Origin of the sequence: Sphingorhabdus sp. (assembly GCF_044239005.1) — a bacterium.
GTDB lineage: Bacteria > Pseudomonadota > Alphaproteobacteria > Sphingomonadales > Sphingomonadaceae > Sphingorhabdus_B.
In genome coordinates, this window is the sequence record NZ_JBIICH010000003.1 from 22,247 (window position 1) to 41,998 (window position 19,752).

The window sequence follows — 19,752 nt, forward strand, 5'->3', positions numbered from 1 at the left end:
CCCAATCTATAATCCGTCGCACCTCGTCCGCAGTGCGCTAATATCGCCATTCAAGCCGCCAAAGCGCTTGATTTCTGTCGCATATGACATGGCCTAAGAACGGATTTAGTGACGTCCCAGCATATGGTCAACGAGATTGGCCAGCGTGCGGAACTCTTGCGTGGAAATTCCCGACTGTCCCTTCACCGACGGCGGAACAAGTGCCCGGCTAAAGCCAAGCTTGGCCGATTCCTTCAAACGCAATGCGCCATGCGCGACGGGGCGAATCTCGCCAGACAAAGCGACTTCCCCAAACAGGACAGCATCCGACGGCAAGGGCCGCTCGGCAAGGGCAGATACCAACGCCGCCGCGACCGCAAGGTCCGCCGCCGGGTCCGAAATGCGATAGCCACCCGCGATGTTCAGATATACTTCAGCAGTCGAAAAGCTAAGGCCACAGCGTGCCTCCAACACCGCCAATATCATCGCGAGCCGTCCGCTGTCCCATCCGACCACCGCGCGCCGGGGCGTAGCACCGCTGGATAGACGCACGGTAAGCGCCTGAATTTCAACGAGCACTGGCCGCGTCCCTTCCAACGCCGGAAACACCGTTGCGCCAGTCACTTGTTCGGCGCGGTCAGTCAGGAACAACGCGCTTGGGTTGCCAACCTCGGTCAGGCCCTCTTCCGCCATGGCGAAAACGCCAATCTCATCGGTACCGCCAAAGCGGTTCTTCGATGCGCGCAATATACGATATTGATGGCTTCGCTCACCTTCAAACGCCAGCACCGTATCGACCATATGTTCAAGCACGCGTGGTCCGGCAATCGTTCCGTCTTTGGTGACATGGCCGACGAGCATCAATGCAGAGCCACGCTCTTTGGCAAAACGGATCAGCTCTTGCGCCGACGCCCGCACTTGGCTGACGGTGCCCGGGGCGCCTTCAATCAAATCGCTGTGCATCGTCTGGATCGAGTCAATCACCAGCAAGGCGGGCGGCGCGCCCTTCCCCATGGTAGTCAATATGTCGCGGACCGAGGTTGCCGCCGCCAATTGCACCGGCGCATCGCCGAGCCCAAGCCGCCGTGCGCGCAAACGCACTTGGTCGACAGCCTCTTCGCCCGAAATATACGCAACGCTCAGCCCACGCCGCGCCAGATTGGCCGCCGCCTGCAACAGCAACGTAGACTTACCAATGCCCGGATCACCGCCCAGCAAAGTCGCTGAACCCGGCACAAGGCCGCCACCCAACGCACGGTCGAACTCAGCGATGCCGGTCGAGGCGCGATCGGGTAGCTTGATGTCGGTGTTCAGCCCCGACAGTTCCACCGAACGTCCGCCCGAATGCAAATGATGCTTCAGCTCAAAGACCGTCGCGCTCGCTTCTTCCGCCAGCGTATTCCATTCGCTGCAGTCGTCACATTGCCCCTGCCAACGGTTCGCTTCCGAACCGCATGCCTGACATACATATTTGCGCTTTGCCTTTGCCATAAGCGGAAACTATCAGAACATATCAAGAACTCAAGTCGTAAAAAGCACGCATCGGTGCTTGCGCACGCCCTTTGGCGGTGTCACACCATCGGCATGCGTGAAAAAGAACTTCGGCTGGCGCTCATTTGTTATGGCGGGGTAAGCCTTGCCATCTACATGCATGGGGTCACGCGCGAGATTTGGCATATGGTCCGCGCCAGCCGCGCATTCCATGATGCAGCGCCTGCCGCCCGGGGCAGCAAGTCCGTCTATCACGACTTACTCGCCGAAATGTCGCAGGTCAGCGGGACGAAGCTGCGCGTGCTGACCGATATTATCGCCGGTTCAAGCGCAGGCGGCATTAACGGGATATTTCTGTCCCAAGCCATTGTCACAGGGCAGTCGCTGGAGCCGCTGACCGACATGTGGCTTGAAATGGCGGATGTGGACGTCCTGCTGGACCCCGATGCCCGCCCGCTGTCGCGCTTCTCCAAATTTTGGGCAACACCGATTGCGTGGATGATATTGCGGCGGCGCGGTGGCGCGGTTGAACAGACGGTCGCGAAGGAAGCACAGGACGAGGTGGCAACCAAGCTATCGCGCTTCGTTCGTGCCCGCTGGTTCGCGCCACCCTTTGGTGGCAATGTCTTTTCCAAGCTGTTGTTGGATGCGTTGAAGGCCATGGCGGCGAGCAAAGCCGGATCGCCGCTTTTGCCTATCAACCAACCGCTCGACCTGTTTGTGACGGTCACCGATTTTAACGGGCATGATCAAGTCTTGCGCCTCAACAGCCCGCCCGAGGTAACGGAGTCGGAGCATCGGATCACCGTCGACTTTTCGACACGCGGGCGGACGGGCCTTGCCGATATGGCCGAACTCATCTTTGCGGCACGCGCAACCGCGAGCTTCCCCGGAGCCTTCCCGCCCTTTTCGGTGCGGGAACTTGACCGATTGCTGGCGCGTGAGAATGTGCCATGGCTGGGGCGGAGCGCATTTCTGAAACGTATATTGCCGCAGCAATTTGCCGCCAATGCAGCGGAAGACACCATGCTAATTGACGGTTCCGTCCTCGCCAACGCGCCGTTTAATCAGGCGATAGCTGCTCTGCGCAACCGACCCGCGCGCCGCGAAGTCGACCGCCGCTTTGTCTATATTGACCCAAAGCCCGGCCGGCCAAGTTTCCGCTTCGGTCGGCGGAATGCCGATGGCAGCGCCGACACCCCGCGCAAACCGCCCGGCTTTTTCGCAACAATATTTGGCGCGACATCGAACATCCCGCGGGAGCAACCGATCCGCGATAGCTTGGAAAAAATCACGGGCCGGTCGGAACGGATCGAACGGATGCGACAGGTGATCGACAGCCTACGGGACGAAGTCGAAACCACCGTCGAGGCGTTGCTGGGTAAGACCTGGTTCCTGAGCCAGCCGACCGCCGTCCGTATGCAGAAATGGCGCCAATCTGCCCAGGAAAAGGCGATACTGGCCGCTGGCTTCAGCTATCGGGCCTATGGCCATCTCAAGCTTGCGGGCGTCGTCGACGATATTGTGGCGACCGCGCGGCGCAGCCTGCCCGATGCCAATAACGGGTTTTTCCGCGACTTGAGAGCGGCTTTGTGGACCGAAATCAGGACACGGGGGTTGGACAGCATGCCACATGACAGCGGCAAGCAAGCGACCAAACAGTCCATCGCCTTTTTTGGCACGCATGATTTACGGTTCAGAATTCGCCGCCTCCGCTTCCTTGCGCGGCATCTGACGGAAGAGGTCGAAAATGTCATCGATGTACCCGAAAGCGACATCACGCAGATCCGTGATGCTATTTATCGCTGTCTGGCGATGTATCTGGATCTGGAAACGGCGGAATTCCTCGGCGTCGATTTCGCCATGGCGGCAAAGGCGGGCGTCACCAACCCGGCCGGACTCATGGACCATTTGGCGGCACAGCGCGACCTCGTCCAAACCGACCTGCGTGTGGATGCGATATTGTGCGCCGCGCTCCTCGCCCTGCCGGTGGAGGCGCGGCGGGCCATGCTTCTCGGTTATCTGGGTTATGCGCTGTACGACATCGCGACCTTGCCATTATTGCAGGACGAAGGGTTCGACGAATTTGACCCCGTCAAAGTGGACCGCATTTCACCCGAAGACTGCAACTCCATCCGCCAAGGTGGCGCCGCAGCCACGTTGAAGGGCATAGAATTCAACAATTTCGGCGCGTTTTTCAGCCGGTCCTATCGCGAGAATGATTATCTGTGGGGACGGTTGCACGGCGCGGAACGGCTCATCGACATTTTGGTGTCGTCCCTTCCCGCCGGTCATGACTTCGCCGAAAGCAGGGTGCGAGCTTACAAAAGGCTCGCCTTCCATGCGATATTGGATGAGGAGCAGGATCGGCTGAAATATGTCCAGCCCCTGATCGCATCATTGCGGAACGAGATTGATCAGATCGAAACCTGACCGATCATTTCACCACATCGCAATCAAGGCGCGATGCCGTCCCAAATCCCTTTGAGCTTATCAAAGAAGCCAGTCGACTGCGGGCATTCCTCACCGGTTTCGGTTTCGCGGAACTCGCGCAAGATCTCTTTCTGGCGCGCTGACAGCTTGGACGGCGTTTCAACATCGATTTGAATGACCATATCGCCGCGTCCACGTCCTTGCAGGACAGGCATCCCTGCCCCGCGCTGGCGCAGCTGTTTGCCCGACTGGATGCCTTCTGGAACGATGATGATATGTTCAGCACCATCCAGACCCGGAATACGGATTTCGCCGCCCAGCGCGGCTGTGGTAAAGCTTACGGGCACACGGCAGAACAATGTCGTGCCGTCACGCTCGAACACCTTGTGCCGCGACAAATGGATGAAGATGTAGAGGTCACCGGCGGCCGCGCCATAAGGCCCAGCTTCGCCCTTGCCCGCAACCCGAATGCGGGTGCCTTCATCCACGCCCGGCGGAATATTTACGGATATGGTCTTGCGTTCGTCCTTCCGGCCTTCGCCGGCACAGACACGGCATGGATCTTCGATAACCTCACCCCGGCCATGACAGGTCGGGCAAGTCCGTTCGACCACGAAGAAACCTTGCTGCGCGCGCACCTTGCCGTGACCCGCACACAGGTTGCAACGGCGCTTGCCTGAACCCGGCGTTGCGCCTGTCCCTTCACAGGTGCCGCAAGCTGTCGCCACGTCGATGGTGATCTCCGCATCCTTGCCGTGGAAGGCTTCGTCGAGGGAAATTTCGAGGTCATAGCGTAAGTCTGCACCGCGTGCGGGGCCACGCTGACGTCCGCCAAAGGCATCGCCGAAAAAGCTTTCGAATATGTCGGAAAAGTCACCAAAGCCTGCGCCACCTTGGCCGCCGCCGCCCATGCCGCCATTTTCAAACGCAGCTTTGCCAAGACGGTCATAGGCCGCGCGTTTTTGCGGATCTTTCAGGACATCATAGGCCTGGCTGACCGCTTTAAATCTGGCTTCGGATTTATCGCAGCCGGGATTGCGGTCGGGATGGCATTCCATCGCGATCCGGCGATAGGCGGACTTCAGCGTCTTTTCGTCCGCTGTCCGCTCGACTTCCAACAATTCGTAATAATCGATGTCAAGATTCATGACTGACTACCCCCCGGCTTCCCGACCGTCGCTGTGTTTTGCTGGCGACGGTCGGGAATTTTCAACATCAGTCTTTCTTGTCGTCTTCGACTTCGGAGAATTCTGCATCGACAACATTGTCGTCGGCAGGGGCTTCTTCGGTCGCAGCGCCGGGCGATGCCGCAGCTTGCTCTTCCTTGTAGATGGCTTCACCAAGCTTCATCGCGATTTGCGCCAAGGCCGTTGCCTTTTCCTTCATCGCTTCTGCATCACCACCTTCGATGGCCGTCTTGGTTTCCGCAACAGCCGCTTCGATTTCGCCCTTCAGCGCAGCGTCAATCTTGTCGCCATGCTCAGACAACTGCTTTTCGGTCGTGTGCACAAGGCTTTCGGCATTGTTCTTGGCTTCTGCCGCTTCACGACGTTTCTTGTCTTCTTCAGCGAAGGCTTCGGCATCACGAACCATCTGATCAATGTCGGCGTCGGACAAACCGCCCGAGGCTTGGATCTTGATCTGCTGTTCCTTGCCCGTACCCTTGTCCTTTGCAGTTACGCTGACGAGGCCGTTGGCATCAATGTCGAATGTCACTTCAACCTGTGGCACGCCGCGCGGTGCGGGTGGAATTCCAACAAGGTCGAAATTGCCGAGCAGCTTATTATCCGCCGCCATTTCACGCTCGCCCTGGAACACGCGGATGGTAACCGCATTCTGGTTATCTTCCGCAGTCGAGTAAACTTGGCTCTTCTTCGTTGGGATCGTCGTGTTCCGGTCGATCATGCGGGTGAACACACCGCCCAATGTTTCGATACCAAGCGACAGCGGCGTTACGTCAAGCAACAACACGTCCTTAACGTCGCCCTGCAACACGCCTGCCTGAATGGCTGCGCCCATGGCAACAACTTCGTCAGGGTTTACGCCCGTGTGCGGTTCCTTGCCGAAGAACGCCTTAACAACGTCACGTACCTTTGGCATGCGGGTCATACCGCCAACCATGACAACTTCGTCAATGGCATCAGCCTTCAGACCAGCGTCAGCCAAAGCCTTTTTGCAAGGCTCCAACGTGCGCTTGATGAGGTCATCGACCAGCTTTTCAAGGTCGGCACGGGTGATTGTCTTCACGAGGTGCTTTGGACCATTTTGGTCAGCGGTGATGAACGGCAAGTTGACTTCAGTCGTTTGTGTCGATGACAGTTCAATCTTCGCCTTTTCAGCCGCTTCCTTCAAACGCTGAAGCGCGAGCTTGTCCTTGGTCAGGTCAATGCCTTCGGCTTTTTGGAAGTCTGCTGCCAAAAATTCCACAATCTTGCTGTCAAAGTCTTCACCGCCCAAGAACGTGTCGCCATTGGTCGATTTCACTTCGAAAACGCCGTCGCCGACTTCGAGGATCGAGATATCGAACGTACCGCCGCCAAGGTCATAGACCGCGATGGTTTTGTTCTCATCCTTGTCCATGCCGTACGCAAGCGCAGCGGCGGTTGGCTCGTTGATGATACGCAGAACTTCAAGACCCGCAATCTGGCCCGCATCCTTCGTCGCCTGACGCTGTGCGTCGTTGAAGTACGCAGGAACCGTGATAACGGCTTGCGTGACGGTTTCGCCAAGATACGCCTCTGCCGTTTCCTTCATTTTCTGAAGAATGAACGCCGAAATCTGCGATGGCGAATAATCTTCGCCGCCAGCCTTTACCCAAGCGTCGCCATTCTTGCCCTTGACGATATTGTAAGGAACAAGCTCTGTGTCCTTCTTGGTAATTGGATCATCGAAGCGGCGGCCGATAAGGCGCTTCACTGCGAAAATCGTGCTTTCCGGATTGGTGACGGCCTGACGCTTTGCCGGTTGACCAATCAGGCGCTCACCGTCCTTAGCAAAGGCCACGATTGATGGCGTCGTACGTGCGCCTTCCGCATTTTCGATGACCTTGGGCTTGCCGCCGTCCATTACCGCAACGCAGCTGTTTGTCGTGCCCAAGTCGATACCAATAACTTTAGCCATAAAAACTTTACCCCGAAATTTTAAAATTGAACGCTTACTGGCCACTTACGGTCCGGCCCTATCAGGCACCGGTGTTTTCCCGTAATGCAACCTTGTAGCGGCGATATAGGTGCCAAATCTCTTGGCACAAGACTTCGGCAACCCTAGATAGGGAAAAAGTAGTCACAGTCCCGGCTTTGAACAGCAAAGCCAATGCCGAAACGAGGATTATATGAACCGACGGATATTCACAGTTGCAGCCGCAGCAAGTGCACTATTGCTGGGCTCATGCGGCCCGACACCACAGCTAAAGGTTAAAGAGGCGGTGCTCACGCTATCGCCGGTCGACAGCAATCCGTCGGCATTTCATTTCAACGTCTATGGCGGCCCCGAAGATGTCTATTTGCTGCGCGTCAGTTCGCCGTCCGCCATCCGCGTTGAAATGCACGATGTGACGGTGGATCCGAAAACGGGGGCCGTGTCGATGGTGCCCCTGCAACGCGTCCGCATTCCCGCAGACGAAACCGTCGCTTTCAAAAAGGGCGGCAAGCATGTGATGATGTGGGGCGTCAACCTTATCCCCCGCCGGCTTGGCGTGATCGAAGCGGAATTTCTGTTCTCCAACAATGCCCGCATATTGGTGAAAGCCCGCGTGCAGGAAGTCGACGGCACTGACCCGGACGAGAAAAAGGCAATCGACGGCTAGGGCATACCCTTTTCCAATGTTTAGGTGCCAAGGTTACAGGCGCGCCCGCAATATGACGGCATGTTACGCTTCTGAAGGCAGCAGTCCGAGCCGCGCGCGCAGCGACCAGCGGACGAGCATGAGTATGGCAACAATGCCCAGCCCGCTCGCCAAGCCGACCCAGATGCCAACGCCGTTCCACCCTTGCGAAAATGCCAACCACGCACCAACGCCAATGCCGACCACCCAATAGCCAAAGGCCGCGAACAACATGGGCACGCTGGTGTCATGTAATCCCCGTAGCATGCCCGCGCCGACGACTTGCGCGCCATCAACAATCTGGAACAAAGCGGCGATGGCAAGGAAGCTGACGGCGAGCCGCACAACCTCTGCATTGACCGCGGCGTCGCGATCAATGAATAGCGCAATCAGTAATTCGGGCGACAGCCACATCAACACGGCCATAGACGCCATGAACCCGGTTCCCATGACGAAGCTGGTCCAACCCGCACGCCGGATCAGCGAAGGATCGCGCCTGCCATAACCAATGCCCACACGCACTGTCGCGGCCTGCGCAAGCCCCATCGGCACCATGAACGTCACGCTTGCAACCTGAAGCGCAATGGCATGCGCTGCGACCGAGGCAGTGTCGATTAACCCCATGAGCATGACGGCAACGCCAAACACGCCACCTTCCAAACCCATCGTCACGCCAATCGGCAGGCCCAGTTTCCAAAGCGCGCGAAAACGCGGCCAATCGCTGCGCCACCAACGTCCAAAAAGATGATATCGCCGGAATTTGGGATGATAGGTGATCACCGCAACCATACCCAAAAACATGAACATATTGGCAAGAATACTGCCGATGCCCGCGCCGACCAGTCCCAAAGGCGGCAGGCCAAGCTTCCCAAAAATCAGGACATAGTTGAATGCCGCGTTCGCAAAAACGCCCATGATTCCCATCACGAGCGACCACATTGGCTGCTCTAATGCCGACAGGAAATTACGTGCGATAATCAACCACAAAAATGGCAGGATCGACCACATATAGGCCCGCACATAGCTTTGGGCTTTAGACGCAAGCTCGGCTTGCTGGCCAAGCGTCAGCAACACCGTCTCCGCCTGCCACAGGACCAACCAGATCGGAATCATGATCGCAACCGCGACCCACAATCCTTGCCGGAATGTGCGGCGGATATCGCGCACCGAATGGGCCTTTGCGCCGCGCTCGCTCGCCATCATCGGCGCTGTCGCGGTAACGAGACCCATGCAGAAAATGGCCGCCGTCATACACAGGTTGAACCCCAGCGATGCCGCTGCCAACTCGGTTGGCCCCAGCCACCCCACCATCACCACATCGGTTGCGCCAATCAACGACATCGACAAGTTGGTTAAGATCAACGGCCAGGCAAGCGACAATGTCGCGCGAAATTCATCGCGCCAAGGGGACTGACGGTCCAAAGGGAATGCCGCTGTGGTCATAGGACGCGCTGGATAGCGGAGCGCGTTAGGTTAGACCACCCCCGGTGTGATGGTCATGATAGGACAGGCGTCACTCCGCCGCTTTAGCCACCCCAACCAATGCAGGGCGCAGCAAGCGATCCTTGATCATATAACCCGCCTGCATCTCGGCCACGATGGTGCCCGGTTCAGCATCTGCGCTTGGGATTTCAACCATCGCCTGATGCTGGTTCGGGTCAAGTGGCATGCCCATTGCGGCGATGCGGGTGATGCCGTTTTTGGCAAAGACGCTGTCGAGTTCGCGGCCAGTGGCTTCAAGGCCAATGACGAGCGGCTTCATTGATTCACTCTCGCGCATTTCGGCGGGGATAGCTTCCAATGCACGGGCCAAATTGTCGGACACGGACAGGACGTCGCGGGCAAAGCCAGTTGCGGCATACGCGCGCGCATCTTGCGCTTCCTTTTCCATGCGGCGGCGCACATTTTGGGTTTCGGCCTGCGCATACAGGACTTCTTGCTGTGCCGTGGCGAGCGCGTCTTCGAGCGCGGCAATTTTGGCGTCGACCGAGTCGGTCGCTTCTGAGGCGTCATCCTTCATATGCTCGGGCACGCCTTCCAATTCCTTTTCTGCTGCATCTGCAGATTCTGTTTTCTTGTCCGTCATAACCTAATTAACCCATGATTGTTGCGGCACCGACGCCGCCTGTTGCTTTGCGCATATAGAAACCAATTCGGTTTCATCAAGCCGTGCGTCACTTTATTAGCCGGCTGAGCGCCTGTGCCGTGAAATCGACCATCGGGACGATGCGGGCATAATTGAGCCGTGTCGGGCCAATGACGCCCACGACACCGACCACCTTACCACCGGCTTCGCGATAAGGCGCAGCGATGACCGAGGAGCCAGACAGCGAGAACAGATTATTCTCTGAACCAATGAAGATTCGCGTCGATTGCGCATCGCGTGCACTGTCGACCAACCGCGCAATTTCTTCCTTGCTTTCCAATTCGTCGAGCAACTGGCGCACCCGGTCAAGGTCGGCGGCTGCGGCGTCATCAATCAGGTTCGATTGACCGCGCACAATAAGCACTGGCCGGTCATTGGCATCGAGCGACCAGATCGCCAGACCATCGCGCACGAGCTTCTGGCTTGCCGCATCAAGCTCCGCCTGCTCCGCCCGAATTTCGCGATCAAGATGCTCCAGCGCCTCTGACAAGGTCAAACCCGACAATCGGGCGGAGATATAGTTGGACGCCTCAACCAACGCCGAATCGGAAACAGCCGGGTCAATCGCCACCAACCGGTTTTCGACGCTGTTGTCCGAACCTACCATGATGGCCAAAACTTGGGTCGGCGACAGGCGCGCAAAGTTGAATGCCTTCAACACCGCATCGCGTTTGGGGACAAGCACGATTCCGGCACAGGCCGATAGCCCCGACAACACCGACGTTGCCGCCGCCAACGCTTCCTCAATTGGTCCATCGCCCATGATTTGCGATTCAATCGCACGGCGTTCTTCCATGGATGGTTCAGCCGACTGCATCATGCCGTCGACAAAAAGACGAAGCCCGCTTTCGGTGGGCACACGGCCGGCGCTGGTGTGCGGCGAGGCAAGAAATCCTGCTTCTTCCAAATCCTGCATCACATTGCGAATGGAGGCGGGCGACAAATTCAGGCCCGCAAATTTGGAAAGCGTTCGCGACCCCACGGGCGCGCCATTGTCCAAATAGCTTTCGACCACCATCCGGAAGATGACGCGCGTGCGATCGTTCAGTTCATTGATTGGAATTTGGCTCACGGTTGCCGGTTTAGCGCAGCGCGCTTGCAAAGCAAGCGGGGCAAGCTATTGCATCCTTCAACCCATTATCAGGAGTCTATCATGCGACCATCAGGCCGTGCGCCAGACGAAATGCGCGCCATTTCGATTGAAACCCATTTCACCAAGCATGCAGAGGGCAGCTGCCTCATCTGCTTTGGCGACACCCGCGTGCTTGTCACCGCAAGCGTCGAAGATCGCCTTCCACCATGGTTGCGTGGCAAGGGTGAAGGTTGGGTGACGGCGGAATATTCGATGCTTCCACGCGCCACGCACACCCGCAGCCAGCGTGAAGCGGCGAAGGGTAAGCAGTCCGGTAGAACACAAGAAATTCAACGCCTTATTGGCCGTTCTTTACGCGCTGTCGTAGATATGAAAAAGCTGGGCGAGCATCAGATCACGATCGATTGTGATGTGTTGCAAGCCGACGGCGGAACACGCACTGCGGCTATTTCCGGCGCATGGGTCGCCTTACGGCTTGCGGTCGATGGCCTGCTTGCTTCGGGTGCGATTAAGGAAGATCCGATCAGCGGCCGCGTCGCTGCCATCAGCTGCGGCATCGTCAACGGCACGCCCGTCCTTGACCTCGACTATATCGAAGATTCGAGCGCTGACGCCGATGCGAACTTTGTCCTGATCGAAGGCGGACAAATCGCCGAAGTACAAGCGACCGCCGAAGGTGCGACCTATGATGAGGAAAGCCTGCTGCGCTTGCTCCGTCTCGCACGCATGGGCACCGACCGGATATTCGCGGTGCAAGCTGAAGCTGTAAAGTAACCGCTTTTGGCGAGTTAAAAGTCCATGTCATTCCCGCGAAAGCGGGGATGACAATATGGTTCAAGGCAAGAATATATGACCCATCGCAAATTGCAGCCCGGCAAGCTTGTCATTGCCAGCCACAATGCGGGCAAGGTGCGTGAAATCCGCGCCTTACTGGCGCCCTTCGGTATCGAACCGGTTTCGGCGGGTGAGCTTGGCTTGCCTGAGCCCGAAGAGACAGGGACGACCTTTGCCGAAAATGCGCTGCTGAAAGCACATGCCTCTGCGCAAGGATCAGGCCTGCCTGCCTTGGCAGATGACAGCGGCCTGTGCGTGGCGACGCTTGGCGGCGCGCCCGGAGTGTACACAGCGGACTGGGCGGAAAAGCAGCGGTTCGAAGGGGGCCCAGGACGTGACTGGTATATGGCCATGGGTAAAGTCGAAGGCAAATTGGCCGAGCTTGGTCCAGATACCGACCGAAGCGCATATTTTATCTGCACCCTCGCGCTTGCATGGCCCGATGGTCATGAAGAAATATTCGAAGGCCGCGTACAGGGCAGCCTGACATGGCCTCCGCGCGGCACATTGGGCTTTGGCTATGATCCGGTGTTCGTGCCAACCGACCGCACGGAAACTTTTGCGGAACTGGACCCGGCGGAGAAACATGCCATGAGCCATCGGGCAGATGCGTTCCGCAAATTGGTTGAGGCCGTTTTTTGAGCACGCCGCTCGCCCTTTATATCCACTGGCCCTTTTGCGTTTCCAAATGCCCTTATTGTGATTTCAACAGCCATGTGCGCGAAAGCGTAGACCAAGACGCGTGGTGCAAAGCCTTACTCGCGGATATGGCCTACGAAGCAGCGTTGACACCTGACCGCAAGCTCAGTTCCATTTTCTTCGGCGGTGGCACGCCATCGCTCATGCCGCCTTCAACAGTCGCCGCGTTGATTGACGCCGCTGCGCAACATTGGGGCTTTGCGGACAATATCGAGATTACACTTGAGGCAAACCCGTCCTCGGTTGAGGCATCGCGCTTTGCCGATTTGGCCAAAGCTGGCGTCAACCGCGTGTCGCTTGGCCTGCAATCGCTCGATGACGCCGCCTTGGCCTTTTTGGGGCGTGCGCATTCGGTTGCGGAGAGCCTTGATGCGCTCACGGTTGCGCAGCAGCATTTCGGCCGCGTCAATATTGACCTGATTTATGCGCGGCCCGAACAAACAGCCAAACAATGGGACGCGGAGCTTCGGCGCGCATTGTCCTTCGGCACCGATCATATGTCGCTATATCAGTTGACGATTGAGGCAGGCACACGTTTCGAAACGCTCGTGCGCACGGGGCACTTCACCCCCGCCGACGATGACGATGCGGCGACGCTCTATGACATGACGCAGGACATGACGCGCGCGGCGGGCATGGCAGCCTATGAGATTAGCAACCATGCGCGCGTGGGTCATGAAAGCCGGCATAATTTGAGTTACTGGCGCTATGATGATTACATCGGCATTGGCCCCGGCGCACATGGACGACGTCTGAACTATGCGACACAACGTCATAAAAAACCAGAGAATTTTTTGTATGCAGTCGACCGCAACGCGCATGGCATCAGCGCCGAAGATCATCTCGACCCCGCAAGCCGTGCAACCGAAAGCTTGCTCATGGGACTGCGGTTGAGCGAAGGCATCAGCCTTGACCGCCTGTCATCGCGCACGGGTATTGCGCCAGACAAGATGCTGGATTTCACGGCTGTCGACAAAATCGCGCGCCTTGGTCTCATCACCCGCACCGACGACCGCGTTACCGTAACGCCGCAAGGCATGCCGTTGCTGGATGCGATCCTTCCGCAAATAGTAGCGGTTGAGGCGGATGCGGCCGCCTGATAGCATGTCGGCATAATGTCACTGCTCGCCGAATATCTGACGTTCCTGACCGACAATCGCCGGATGTCGCCGCATAGTGTCCGCGCCTATCACGCCACGGCAGACCGGCTTACCGGTTTTCTGCAATTGCACTGGGGGGCGGCAGTCGACCGCGCAACGCTGATGAAAATTTCCGCCGCTGACATGCGCGCCTTTTTGGCGGACCGGCGTGGCGATGGACTGACCAACCGGTCCACCGCGCGTGAATTGTCCGCCGCCCGTCATTTTTTGCGCTTTGCACTGGGCGAAAACGCAACCCTGCCGCCAATGAAGGGCCCGCGCGTGCAACGCAGCCTGCCGCGCCCCGTAAACCCCGACGATGTTCTCGCACTCGCGGATGACGTCGCAGAAAGCGCGAACGATGGCTGGGTTGGCGCACGTGACTGGGCCTTGCTTCTTCTGCTGTACGGCAGCGGACTGCGGGTTAGCGAAGCGACGGGGCTGCTCGGCGATATCTTGCCGCTTGGCACGACACTGCGCGTCACCGGCAAGCGAAACAAGACGCGCATTGTGCCGCTGCTCGATCAAGTCCGCACCGCTATTCAGGAATATATTGCGCTGTGCCCTTATCCGATGGCTGCAGACCAGCCGTTGTTTCGTGGCGCGCGCGGTGGGCCATTGGCGCCCGCACTTGTGCGCCGCGCGGTGCAAGGTGCGCGCATGCGGCTTGGCCTATCGGAACGCACCACGCCGCATGCCTTGCGCCACAGCTTTGCAACGCATTTGCTCGCCGGGGGTGCAGATTTGCGCAGTCTTCAGGAACTACTGGGCCACAGCAGCCTATCATCAACGCAAATTTATACCGCCGTCGATACGGCTATGCTTCTGGATGAATATCAGAACGCGCATCCACGGGCTTAGGCACGGGCTTAGGGCTGGGCTTCCAGCGCGCCAGACGCCACACATAAGACCCCAATATGCCGATGATGATGACGGTCGACAAAGGCCCAAGCCACTTTTCGATATCGTCAAATTGTGAGCCCAAGAAATAGCCCGCGCAGGCGAGAGCCGCGCTCCACCCCGCCGTTCCAATCGTGGAGAAAACCAGAAAACGGCGCAGCGACATCCCGAACAGACCAGCGGGAATCGAAATCAATGAACGCAGCGTCGGCAACATGCGCGCCACAAGCACGATGATTGGCCCATGCTTGCGAAACAGCCCATGCCCGCGTTCAATCTCTGCCCAGTCAAGCGTGAGCCAACGGCTATAGCGGTCGATAAACACATGCATCCGCGCTTCGCCAAACTTTATGGCCAGCCAATACCACAGCCAGTTGCCAAGCATCGCGCCTGCGGTTCCGGCCGCGATCGTGCCCCAAAGGCTCATATTGCCCCGCGCCGCCGACACACCCGCCACGGTCATAATAACCTCCGACGGGACGGGCGGGAAAACCGTCTCCAGCAGCATCAGCAGGGCGACGCCCCAATAATGCCCCCATTCGACGAGCCTGATAATCCAGTCTTCCATTAACCCCTGCCGGCAAGCCTGCGTTCAATGGCATCAAGTATCTTCGCGGCGGTATCTGTGCCATTGAACCGGTCAATCGCGACGATACCCGTTGGCGAGGTTACGTTGATTTCCGTCAGCCATTTTCCGCCAATGACATCAATGCCGACGAATATCAGCCCAAGTTCCTTCAAACGCGGCCCCATCGCCGCGCAAATTTCTTGCTCCTCCGGGGTCAACAACGTTGCTTCGGCACTGCCGCCCACGGCAAGGTTCGACCGGAATTCGCCTTCACCCGGACGGCGGTTGATGGCCCCTGTGACTTCGCCGTCGATCAGAACGATCCGCTTGTCGCCCTTCGCAACGTCGGGCAGGAATGGCTGCACCATATGCGGTTCGGGCCATGTCGAATTGAACACCTCAAACAGCGCGCCGACATTGCTGCCATCGGCTTCAATCCGGAAAATGGCCTTGCCGCCATTGCCATGCAGCGGCTTTACGACAATCGCGCCATGTTCCTTTTGAAACGCGCGCACTTCATCAAGTGAGCGCGTAATCAGCGTGGGTGGCATGAACTTGCGATAGTCGAGTACCATGACTTTTTCCGGCGCATTGCGCACACTGGCAGGGTTGTTGACCACCAACGTCTCATGCTCGATGCGTTCGAGCAAATGGGTCGCGGTGATATAGCCCACATGAAATGGCGGGTCCTGCCGCATCAGCACGACGTCGATGTCAGAGCCCAGATCGATGCGCTGTGGCGCGCCGAACCGATAATGTGCGCCCTCCACGCGTTGGAGGTCATGCACGGGATGTGCGAGCGCGGTGAGCCGGTCGTTGGCGTCGAGCGTCAATGACATCACATCATAATGCCAAATATCATAGCCGCGCGATTGGCCAGCCAGCATCAGCGCAAAGCTGGAGTCGCCATGAATATTGATGCCGTCCATCGGGTCCATCTGGACCGCCATTTGTATTGCCATTTGCTTGTCCTTATCCGTGCCAGACGTTTGGCAGATGGTTCGGCCAACGCCATGGCGCAACCATAATCACGTCTATCTGCATATTTTCGCATTCTTTTCCATATTTCGGGAGCAGAATTTCGGCCGCAGCTGCAACGCGGCGTAATCTGTAAGCGTCAATCGCGGTGGCGAGATCACGCACATTTGCGCGCGCTTTTACCTCAACGAAAGCAATGGTTTTGCCGCGCCGTGCGATCAAGTCGACTTCGCCGCGCGGCGTTTTCACCCGCATGGCAACGACCCGCCACCCTTTTAACCGCAAAAACCAGGCAGCAATATTTTCGCCGCGCCGCCCCAATTTTTCTGCGGCCAACCGGTTCACTTCGACTTCAGTTGCGTAGCGCGCGTATAGACGTCGCTGCGCTCCAGCCCGAAACGCTTGGCAATGACGCCAGCGGCCTTAGCGGCGGACATCGTATCCAGTGCTTCGCGCAATGCCGCGTCCACATCGCCGGTGTCATAGGCAACGTCATCCGCCGGCGGACCGATGATCAGGACGATTTCACCCTTTGGTTCCTGCGCAGCATAACGCGCGGCAAGTTCAGATGCGGTGCCCGTTACAACCTCTTCAAATTTCTTGGTCAGTTCCCGCGCGACGGCGACTTCACGGTCGCCATAGGTCTCCGCGATGGCGGAAAGCGACGCGGCAAGACGCGGCCCGGCCTCGTAAAAAACCAACGTGGCCTTTACCTGACCCAGCTCCGTCAACGTTTCGACACGTGCCTTGGCTTTATTGGGAAGGAAACCGGCGAACAAAAAGCGGTCTGTCGGCAAGCCGCAAATCGATAGCGCCGCCGTAACCGCGCTTGCACCGGGGATTGTGAACACCGGCACGCCTGCCTCGCGTGCGCTGCGCACGAGTTTGTAACCGGGGTCTGAAATCAGCGGCGTGCCTGCATCCGATACCAGCGCAACAACCGCGCCGCGCGCAGCGGCGACCAGTGACTCGCGCTCTGCCTCGCCACTATGGTCGTTATATCGCCGCATCTTTTTCTTCAGGCCAAGATGATGCAACAATTTACCGGTTACCCGGCTGTCTTCTACAGCCACAATTTCTGCGGCTTCCAGCAGATCAATCGCCCGTTGTGACATATCTGCAAGGTTGCCGATTGGTGTCGCAACGACATATAAGCCCGATTCGAACATCATCTGATTTATATGCTTCTACCCAAGGGAAAATTCATGAGCGCATCCAATGCAGCAAGCGGCGCAACGCCGCAAGCTTTAGCAGGACAGATCAAAAAGCTGCTGGTTTTGGCTTCGGTCGTTTTGCTCGCGGCCTGCGCCACCGCCCCGCGTGGGAGCAAAGGGCCAGCCCCTGTGGTGTCCGAGGACCCGTTGGACGGCATGCACCGCGTGGCGTTGCTGTTGCCAGTGACTGGTCCAGACGGCGACGTTGGCCAATCCATCGCCAACGCGACCGCGCTTGCACTGGCCGACACCAAAGCGACCAACATCCGCATGATCACCTACGACACCGGCACCGGCGTTGCAGCAGCGGCAAAGCGCGCGATTGCCGATGGAAACAAGGTCATATTGGGCCCGTTGCGTGGCGACGATGTTGTTGAGGCCGCCGCAGTCGCGCGCACCGCAGCTGTGCCCATCATCAGCTTTTCCAACGATGTCGGTGTTGCCGGGCAAAATGTATTCTTGCTTGGACATTTGCCCAATCAATCCATTGATCGCGTTGTCCGCTACGCCCGTTCGCAAGGCTATAACCGCTTTGCAGGCGTTGTTTCGACAAATGTATATGGCCAGCGTGCGCAATCGAATCTGACGTCTGCAGTGCGCAGCGCGGGCGGAACGCTTGTTGCCATCGAAGAATCTAATGGAACAACAGCGTCTGCCGATGCAGCGGCGCGCCGGTTGGCGCAGCTAGGGCAAATTGATGCTGTCCTGATTGCCGACAGTGGCCGTGCAGGCGTCGTATTGGTGCCCGCACTTCGGCGGAACGGGATGCGCAATGCAAAAATTCTCGGCACCGATTTGTGGAATATCGATGGGTCTTTGGCGGGCAACCCGGCCATGTATGGCGGTTGGTTTGCGAGCGTCTCCGACACGCTCTATACCCAATATGCTGCCAAATATCGGGCACGGTTCGGCAAGGCGCCACTGCGGCTTTCCAGCCTTGGCTATGATTCAGTGCTTTTGATCGCGCGGGTGGCGCGTGACTGGCGTCCGGGGACGAAATTCCCCGTTGTGCAACTTACCGATCCGCAAGGCTTCATCGGCGTTGATGGCGCATTCCGCTTCATGCCCAATGGCCTCACCGAGCGTATGCTTGAGGTGCAGGAAATTCAGTCGGGCAAGTTCGTGACAATCAGCCCAGCACCGACTCAATTCGCAAAGTAACGCGGCGGATCAAGCCGGGAACTTGTCCGGCGAACGCAATTTAGTGGCGGCAATGCTCATTATGGACATGGCCGCCGCCCATTTTGCGGGCTTTCTCGATTTTCTTGAGCACCATCTGACGCTTTAGCCGCGACAGGTGATCAATGAACAAGATGCCCTCGAGATGGTCCATCTCGTGCTGAAGACAGGTCGCCATTAGGCCGGTCATTGTCTCTTCATGAAACTTGCCATCAAGGCCCTGCCAACGTGCACGGATTTGCGCGGGGCGTTCGACCTCTGCATATTGGTCAGGGACGGACAGGCAACCTTCATTATACAGGCTGTGTTCGTTCGACGGGTCCAATATTTCCGGATTCACAAACACGCGCGGATTACGAACGGGTTCATCACCCTCGCCTTCCTCTTCCTGCAAATCGATAACCAACAGGCGCTTGGGCACCCCGACCTGAATAGCGGCCAGCCCAATACCGGGCGCGGCATACATCGTTTCGGTCATGTCATCGACGAGCGTTTTCAAATCCGCATCAAATGTCTCGACAGGCGTCGAAATGGTTTTCAGCCGCGGATCGGGCACTTCAAGAATAGGTAATATGGCCATGGGTCGCAAATAGGGACGGTCGTACGATAAATCAACCGACTGGACGTCTGGCGCGCAATGCTTGCGCCAAAGTGCCATCGTCCAGATAATCCAGCTCACCACCAACGGGCACGCCATGCGCCAATTGGGTCAAGCGTATCGGAAATTGTTCAAGCCGTTCCGCGAGATAATGCGCGGTCGTCTGCCCCTCCAGCGTGGCATTCATGGCCAAGACGACTTCATCGACACCGCCCGCGGCAACGCGGACAACCAAGCCCTCGATGTTCAAATCCTCCGGCCGGACGCCATCCAGTGCGGATAACCGGCCACCCAGCACATGATATTTTCCCGGAAACAACCGCGAGCGATCCAGCGCCCACAGATCGGATACGTCCTCAACAACACAGATGGAACGGATGTCGCGGCGCGGATCGACGCAAATGCCGCAGGGGTTACCGGTATCGATATTTCCGCACGTGCTGCAGACGACCAGCCGTTGTTCGACCTGCTCCAACGCACGCAAAAGTGGCATCAAAACGCTTTCACGCTTTTTCATGAGGTGCAGCACAACCCGCCGTGCCGAGCGGGGGCCAAGTCCGGGCAATTTCGACAATGCCTGTGCCAATGCGTCTATTTCTTGCGATGCCATGCTGCGGGTCTTAGGGGGCTTTCGAACAAAGGAAAAGTGACGATGCGTCTTGCCTTCATGGGAACACC

Annotated in this window: 19 protein-coding genes; 7 read left to right on the forward strand and 12 right to left on the reverse strand. The window is 57.9% G+C overall.

All coding sequences use genetic code 11. From position 1 onward, the window contains the following. Positions 1–105: 105 nt before the first annotated feature. Entirely contained in the window at positions 106–1,470 is a 1,365-nt protein-coding gene (radA, locus tag ACILQA_RS00535; RefSeq protein ID WP_395627922.1) for a DNA repair protein RadA, read from the reverse strand. Positions 1,471–1,563: 93 nt separating this feature from the next. On the opposite strand from radA, the gene ACILQA_RS00540 reads away from it, so the two are divergent. Then, a complete protein-coding gene (locus tag ACILQA_RS00540; RefSeq protein ID WP_395627923.1) occupies positions 1,564–3,903 on the forward strand; it encodes a patatin-like protein in 2,340 nt (779 codons plus the stop codon). Positions 3,904–3,926: 23 nt separating this feature from the next. Here the strand turns inward: ACILQA_RS00540 and dnaJ are convergent, their stop codons facing one another. Together dnaJ and dnaK are read right to left on the reverse strand one after the other, a co-directional pair. Then, entirely contained in the window at positions 3,927–5,051 is a 1,125-nt protein-coding gene (dnaJ, locus tag ACILQA_RS00545; protein WP_395627924.1) for a molecular chaperone DnaJ, read from the reverse strand. A gap of 67 nt (positions 5,052–5,118) precedes the next feature. Further along, positions 5,119–7,023, reverse strand: a complete 1,905-nt coding sequence (gene dnaK, locus ACILQA_RS00550) for a molecular chaperone DnaK (protein WP_395627925.1) — start codon at positions 7,021–7,023, stop codon at positions 5,119–5,121. A 211-nt stretch (positions 7,024–7,234) separates the two neighbouring features. Here dnaK and ACILQA_RS00555 point away from each other — a divergent pair, with 211 nt between their 5' ends. Further along, on the forward strand, positions 7,235–7,708 hold the full coding sequence (locus ACILQA_RS00555; RefSeq protein ID WP_395627926.1) for a copper chaperone PCu(A)C: 474 nt from the start codon (positions 7,235–7,237) through the stop codon (positions 7,706–7,708). A gap of 63 nt (positions 7,709–7,771) precedes the next feature. On the opposite strand, the gene ACILQA_RS00560 is transcribed toward ACILQA_RS00555, so the two are convergent. The 3 genes from ACILQA_RS00560 to hrcA form a co-directional block, all read right to left on the reverse strand. Beyond that, positions 7,772–9,169, reverse strand: coding sequence for an MATE family efflux transporter (locus ACILQA_RS00560; RefSeq protein WP_395627927.1), 1,398 nt, complete (start codon positions 9,167–9,169; stop codon positions 7,772–7,774). Positions 9,170–9,239: 70 nt separating this feature from the next. Beyond that, entirely contained in the window at positions 9,240–9,812 is a 573-nt protein-coding gene (grpE, locus tag ACILQA_RS00565) for a nucleotide exchange factor GrpE (RefSeq protein ID WP_395627928.1), read from the reverse strand. Positions 9,813–9,900: 88 nt separating this feature from the next. Next, positions 9,901–10,944 (reverse strand): heat-inducible transcriptional repressor HrcA, encoded by a 1,044-nt coding sequence (gene hrcA / locus ACILQA_RS00570; protein ID WP_395627929.1) that lies wholly within the window; start codon positions 10,942–10,944, stop codon positions 9,901–9,903. Positions 10,945–11,025: 81 nt separating this feature from the next. On the opposite strand from hrcA, the gene rph reads away from it, so the two are divergent. The 4 genes from rph to ACILQA_RS00590 all read left to right on the forward strand — a co-directional run bounded on the left by rph (position 11,026) and on the right by ACILQA_RS00590 (position 14,498). Then, a complete protein-coding gene (rph, locus tag ACILQA_RS00575) occupies positions 11,026–11,739 on the forward strand; it encodes a ribonuclease PH (protein ID WP_324479447.1) in 714 nt (237 codons plus the stop codon). Between the two features lie 75 nt (positions 11,740–11,814). Beyond that, positions 11,815–12,441 (forward strand): RdgB/HAM1 family non-canonical purine NTP pyrophosphatase, encoded by a 627-nt coding sequence (rdgB, locus tag ACILQA_RS00580; protein WP_395627930.1) that lies wholly within the window; start codon positions 11,815–11,817, stop codon positions 12,439–12,441. After that, a complete protein-coding gene (gene hemW, locus ACILQA_RS00585) occupies positions 12,438–13,598 on the forward strand; it encodes a radical SAM family heme chaperone HemW (RefSeq protein WP_395627931.1) in 1,161 nt (386 codons plus the stop codon). Before rdgB ends, hemW begins: the two co-directional genes overlap by 4 nt. 15 nt (positions 13,599–13,613) lie before the next feature. Further along, positions 13,614–14,498, forward strand: coding sequence for a tyrosine recombinase XerC (locus ACILQA_RS00590; protein WP_395627932.1), 885 nt, complete (start codon positions 13,614–13,616; stop codon positions 14,496–14,498). Here ACILQA_RS00590 and ACILQA_RS00595 read toward each other — a convergent pair. The 4 genes from ACILQA_RS00595 to rsmI are packed head-to-tail and all read right to left on the reverse strand — an operon-like array spanning position 14,455 to position 17,255. Continuing rightward, the gene (locus ACILQA_RS00595; protein ID WP_395627933.1) at positions 14,455–15,105 is read right to left on the reverse strand and encodes a DedA family protein; all 651 of its coding nucleotides are present in this window, start codon (positions 15,103–15,105) and stop codon (positions 14,455–14,457) included. The two genes, ACILQA_RS00590 and ACILQA_RS00595, sit on opposite strands and share 44 nt — an antisense overlap. Further along, the gene (gshB, locus tag ACILQA_RS00600; RefSeq protein WP_395627934.1) at positions 15,105–16,067 is read right to left on the reverse strand and encodes a glutathione synthase; all 963 of its coding nucleotides are present in this window, start codon (positions 16,065–16,067) and stop codon (positions 15,105–15,107) included. Before gshB ends, ACILQA_RS00595 begins: the two co-directional genes overlap by 1 nt. 10 nt (positions 16,068–16,077) lie before the next feature. After that, entirely contained in the window at positions 16,078–16,428 is a 351-nt protein-coding gene (locus tag ACILQA_RS00605) for a YraN family protein (protein WP_183941646.1), read from the reverse strand. Continuing rightward, on the reverse strand, positions 16,425–17,255 hold the full coding sequence (gene rsmI / locus ACILQA_RS00610; RefSeq protein WP_395627935.1) for a 16S rRNA (cytidine(1402)-2'-O)-methyltransferase: 831 nt from the start codon (positions 17,253–17,255) through the stop codon (positions 16,425–16,427). Before rsmI ends, ACILQA_RS00605 begins: the two co-directional genes overlap by 4 nt. A 33-nt stretch (positions 17,256–17,288) precedes the next feature. On the opposite strand from rsmI, the gene ACILQA_RS00615 reads away from it, so the two are divergent. Further along, on the forward strand, positions 17,289–18,458 hold the full coding sequence (locus tag ACILQA_RS00615) for a penicillin-binding protein activator (protein WP_395627936.1): 1,170 nt from the start codon (positions 17,289–17,291) through the stop codon (positions 18,456–18,458). Between the two features lie 40 nt (positions 18,459–18,498). On the opposite strand, the gene def is transcribed toward ACILQA_RS00615, so the two are convergent. Both def and recR read right to left on the reverse strand, forming a co-directional pair. Next, positions 18,499–19,056: a peptide deformylase gene (gene def, locus ACILQA_RS00620; RefSeq protein ID WP_395627939.1), complete on the reverse strand. Its 558-nt coding sequence runs from the start codon at positions 19,054–19,056 to the stop codon at positions 18,499–18,501. A gap of 31 nt (positions 19,057–19,087) precedes the next feature. After that, positions 19,088–19,684, reverse strand: coding sequence for a recombination mediator RecR (gene recR, locus ACILQA_RS00625; protein ID WP_395627937.1), 597 nt, complete (start codon positions 19,682–19,684; stop codon positions 19,088–19,090). Positions 19,685–19,752 lie beyond the last annotated feature (68 nt).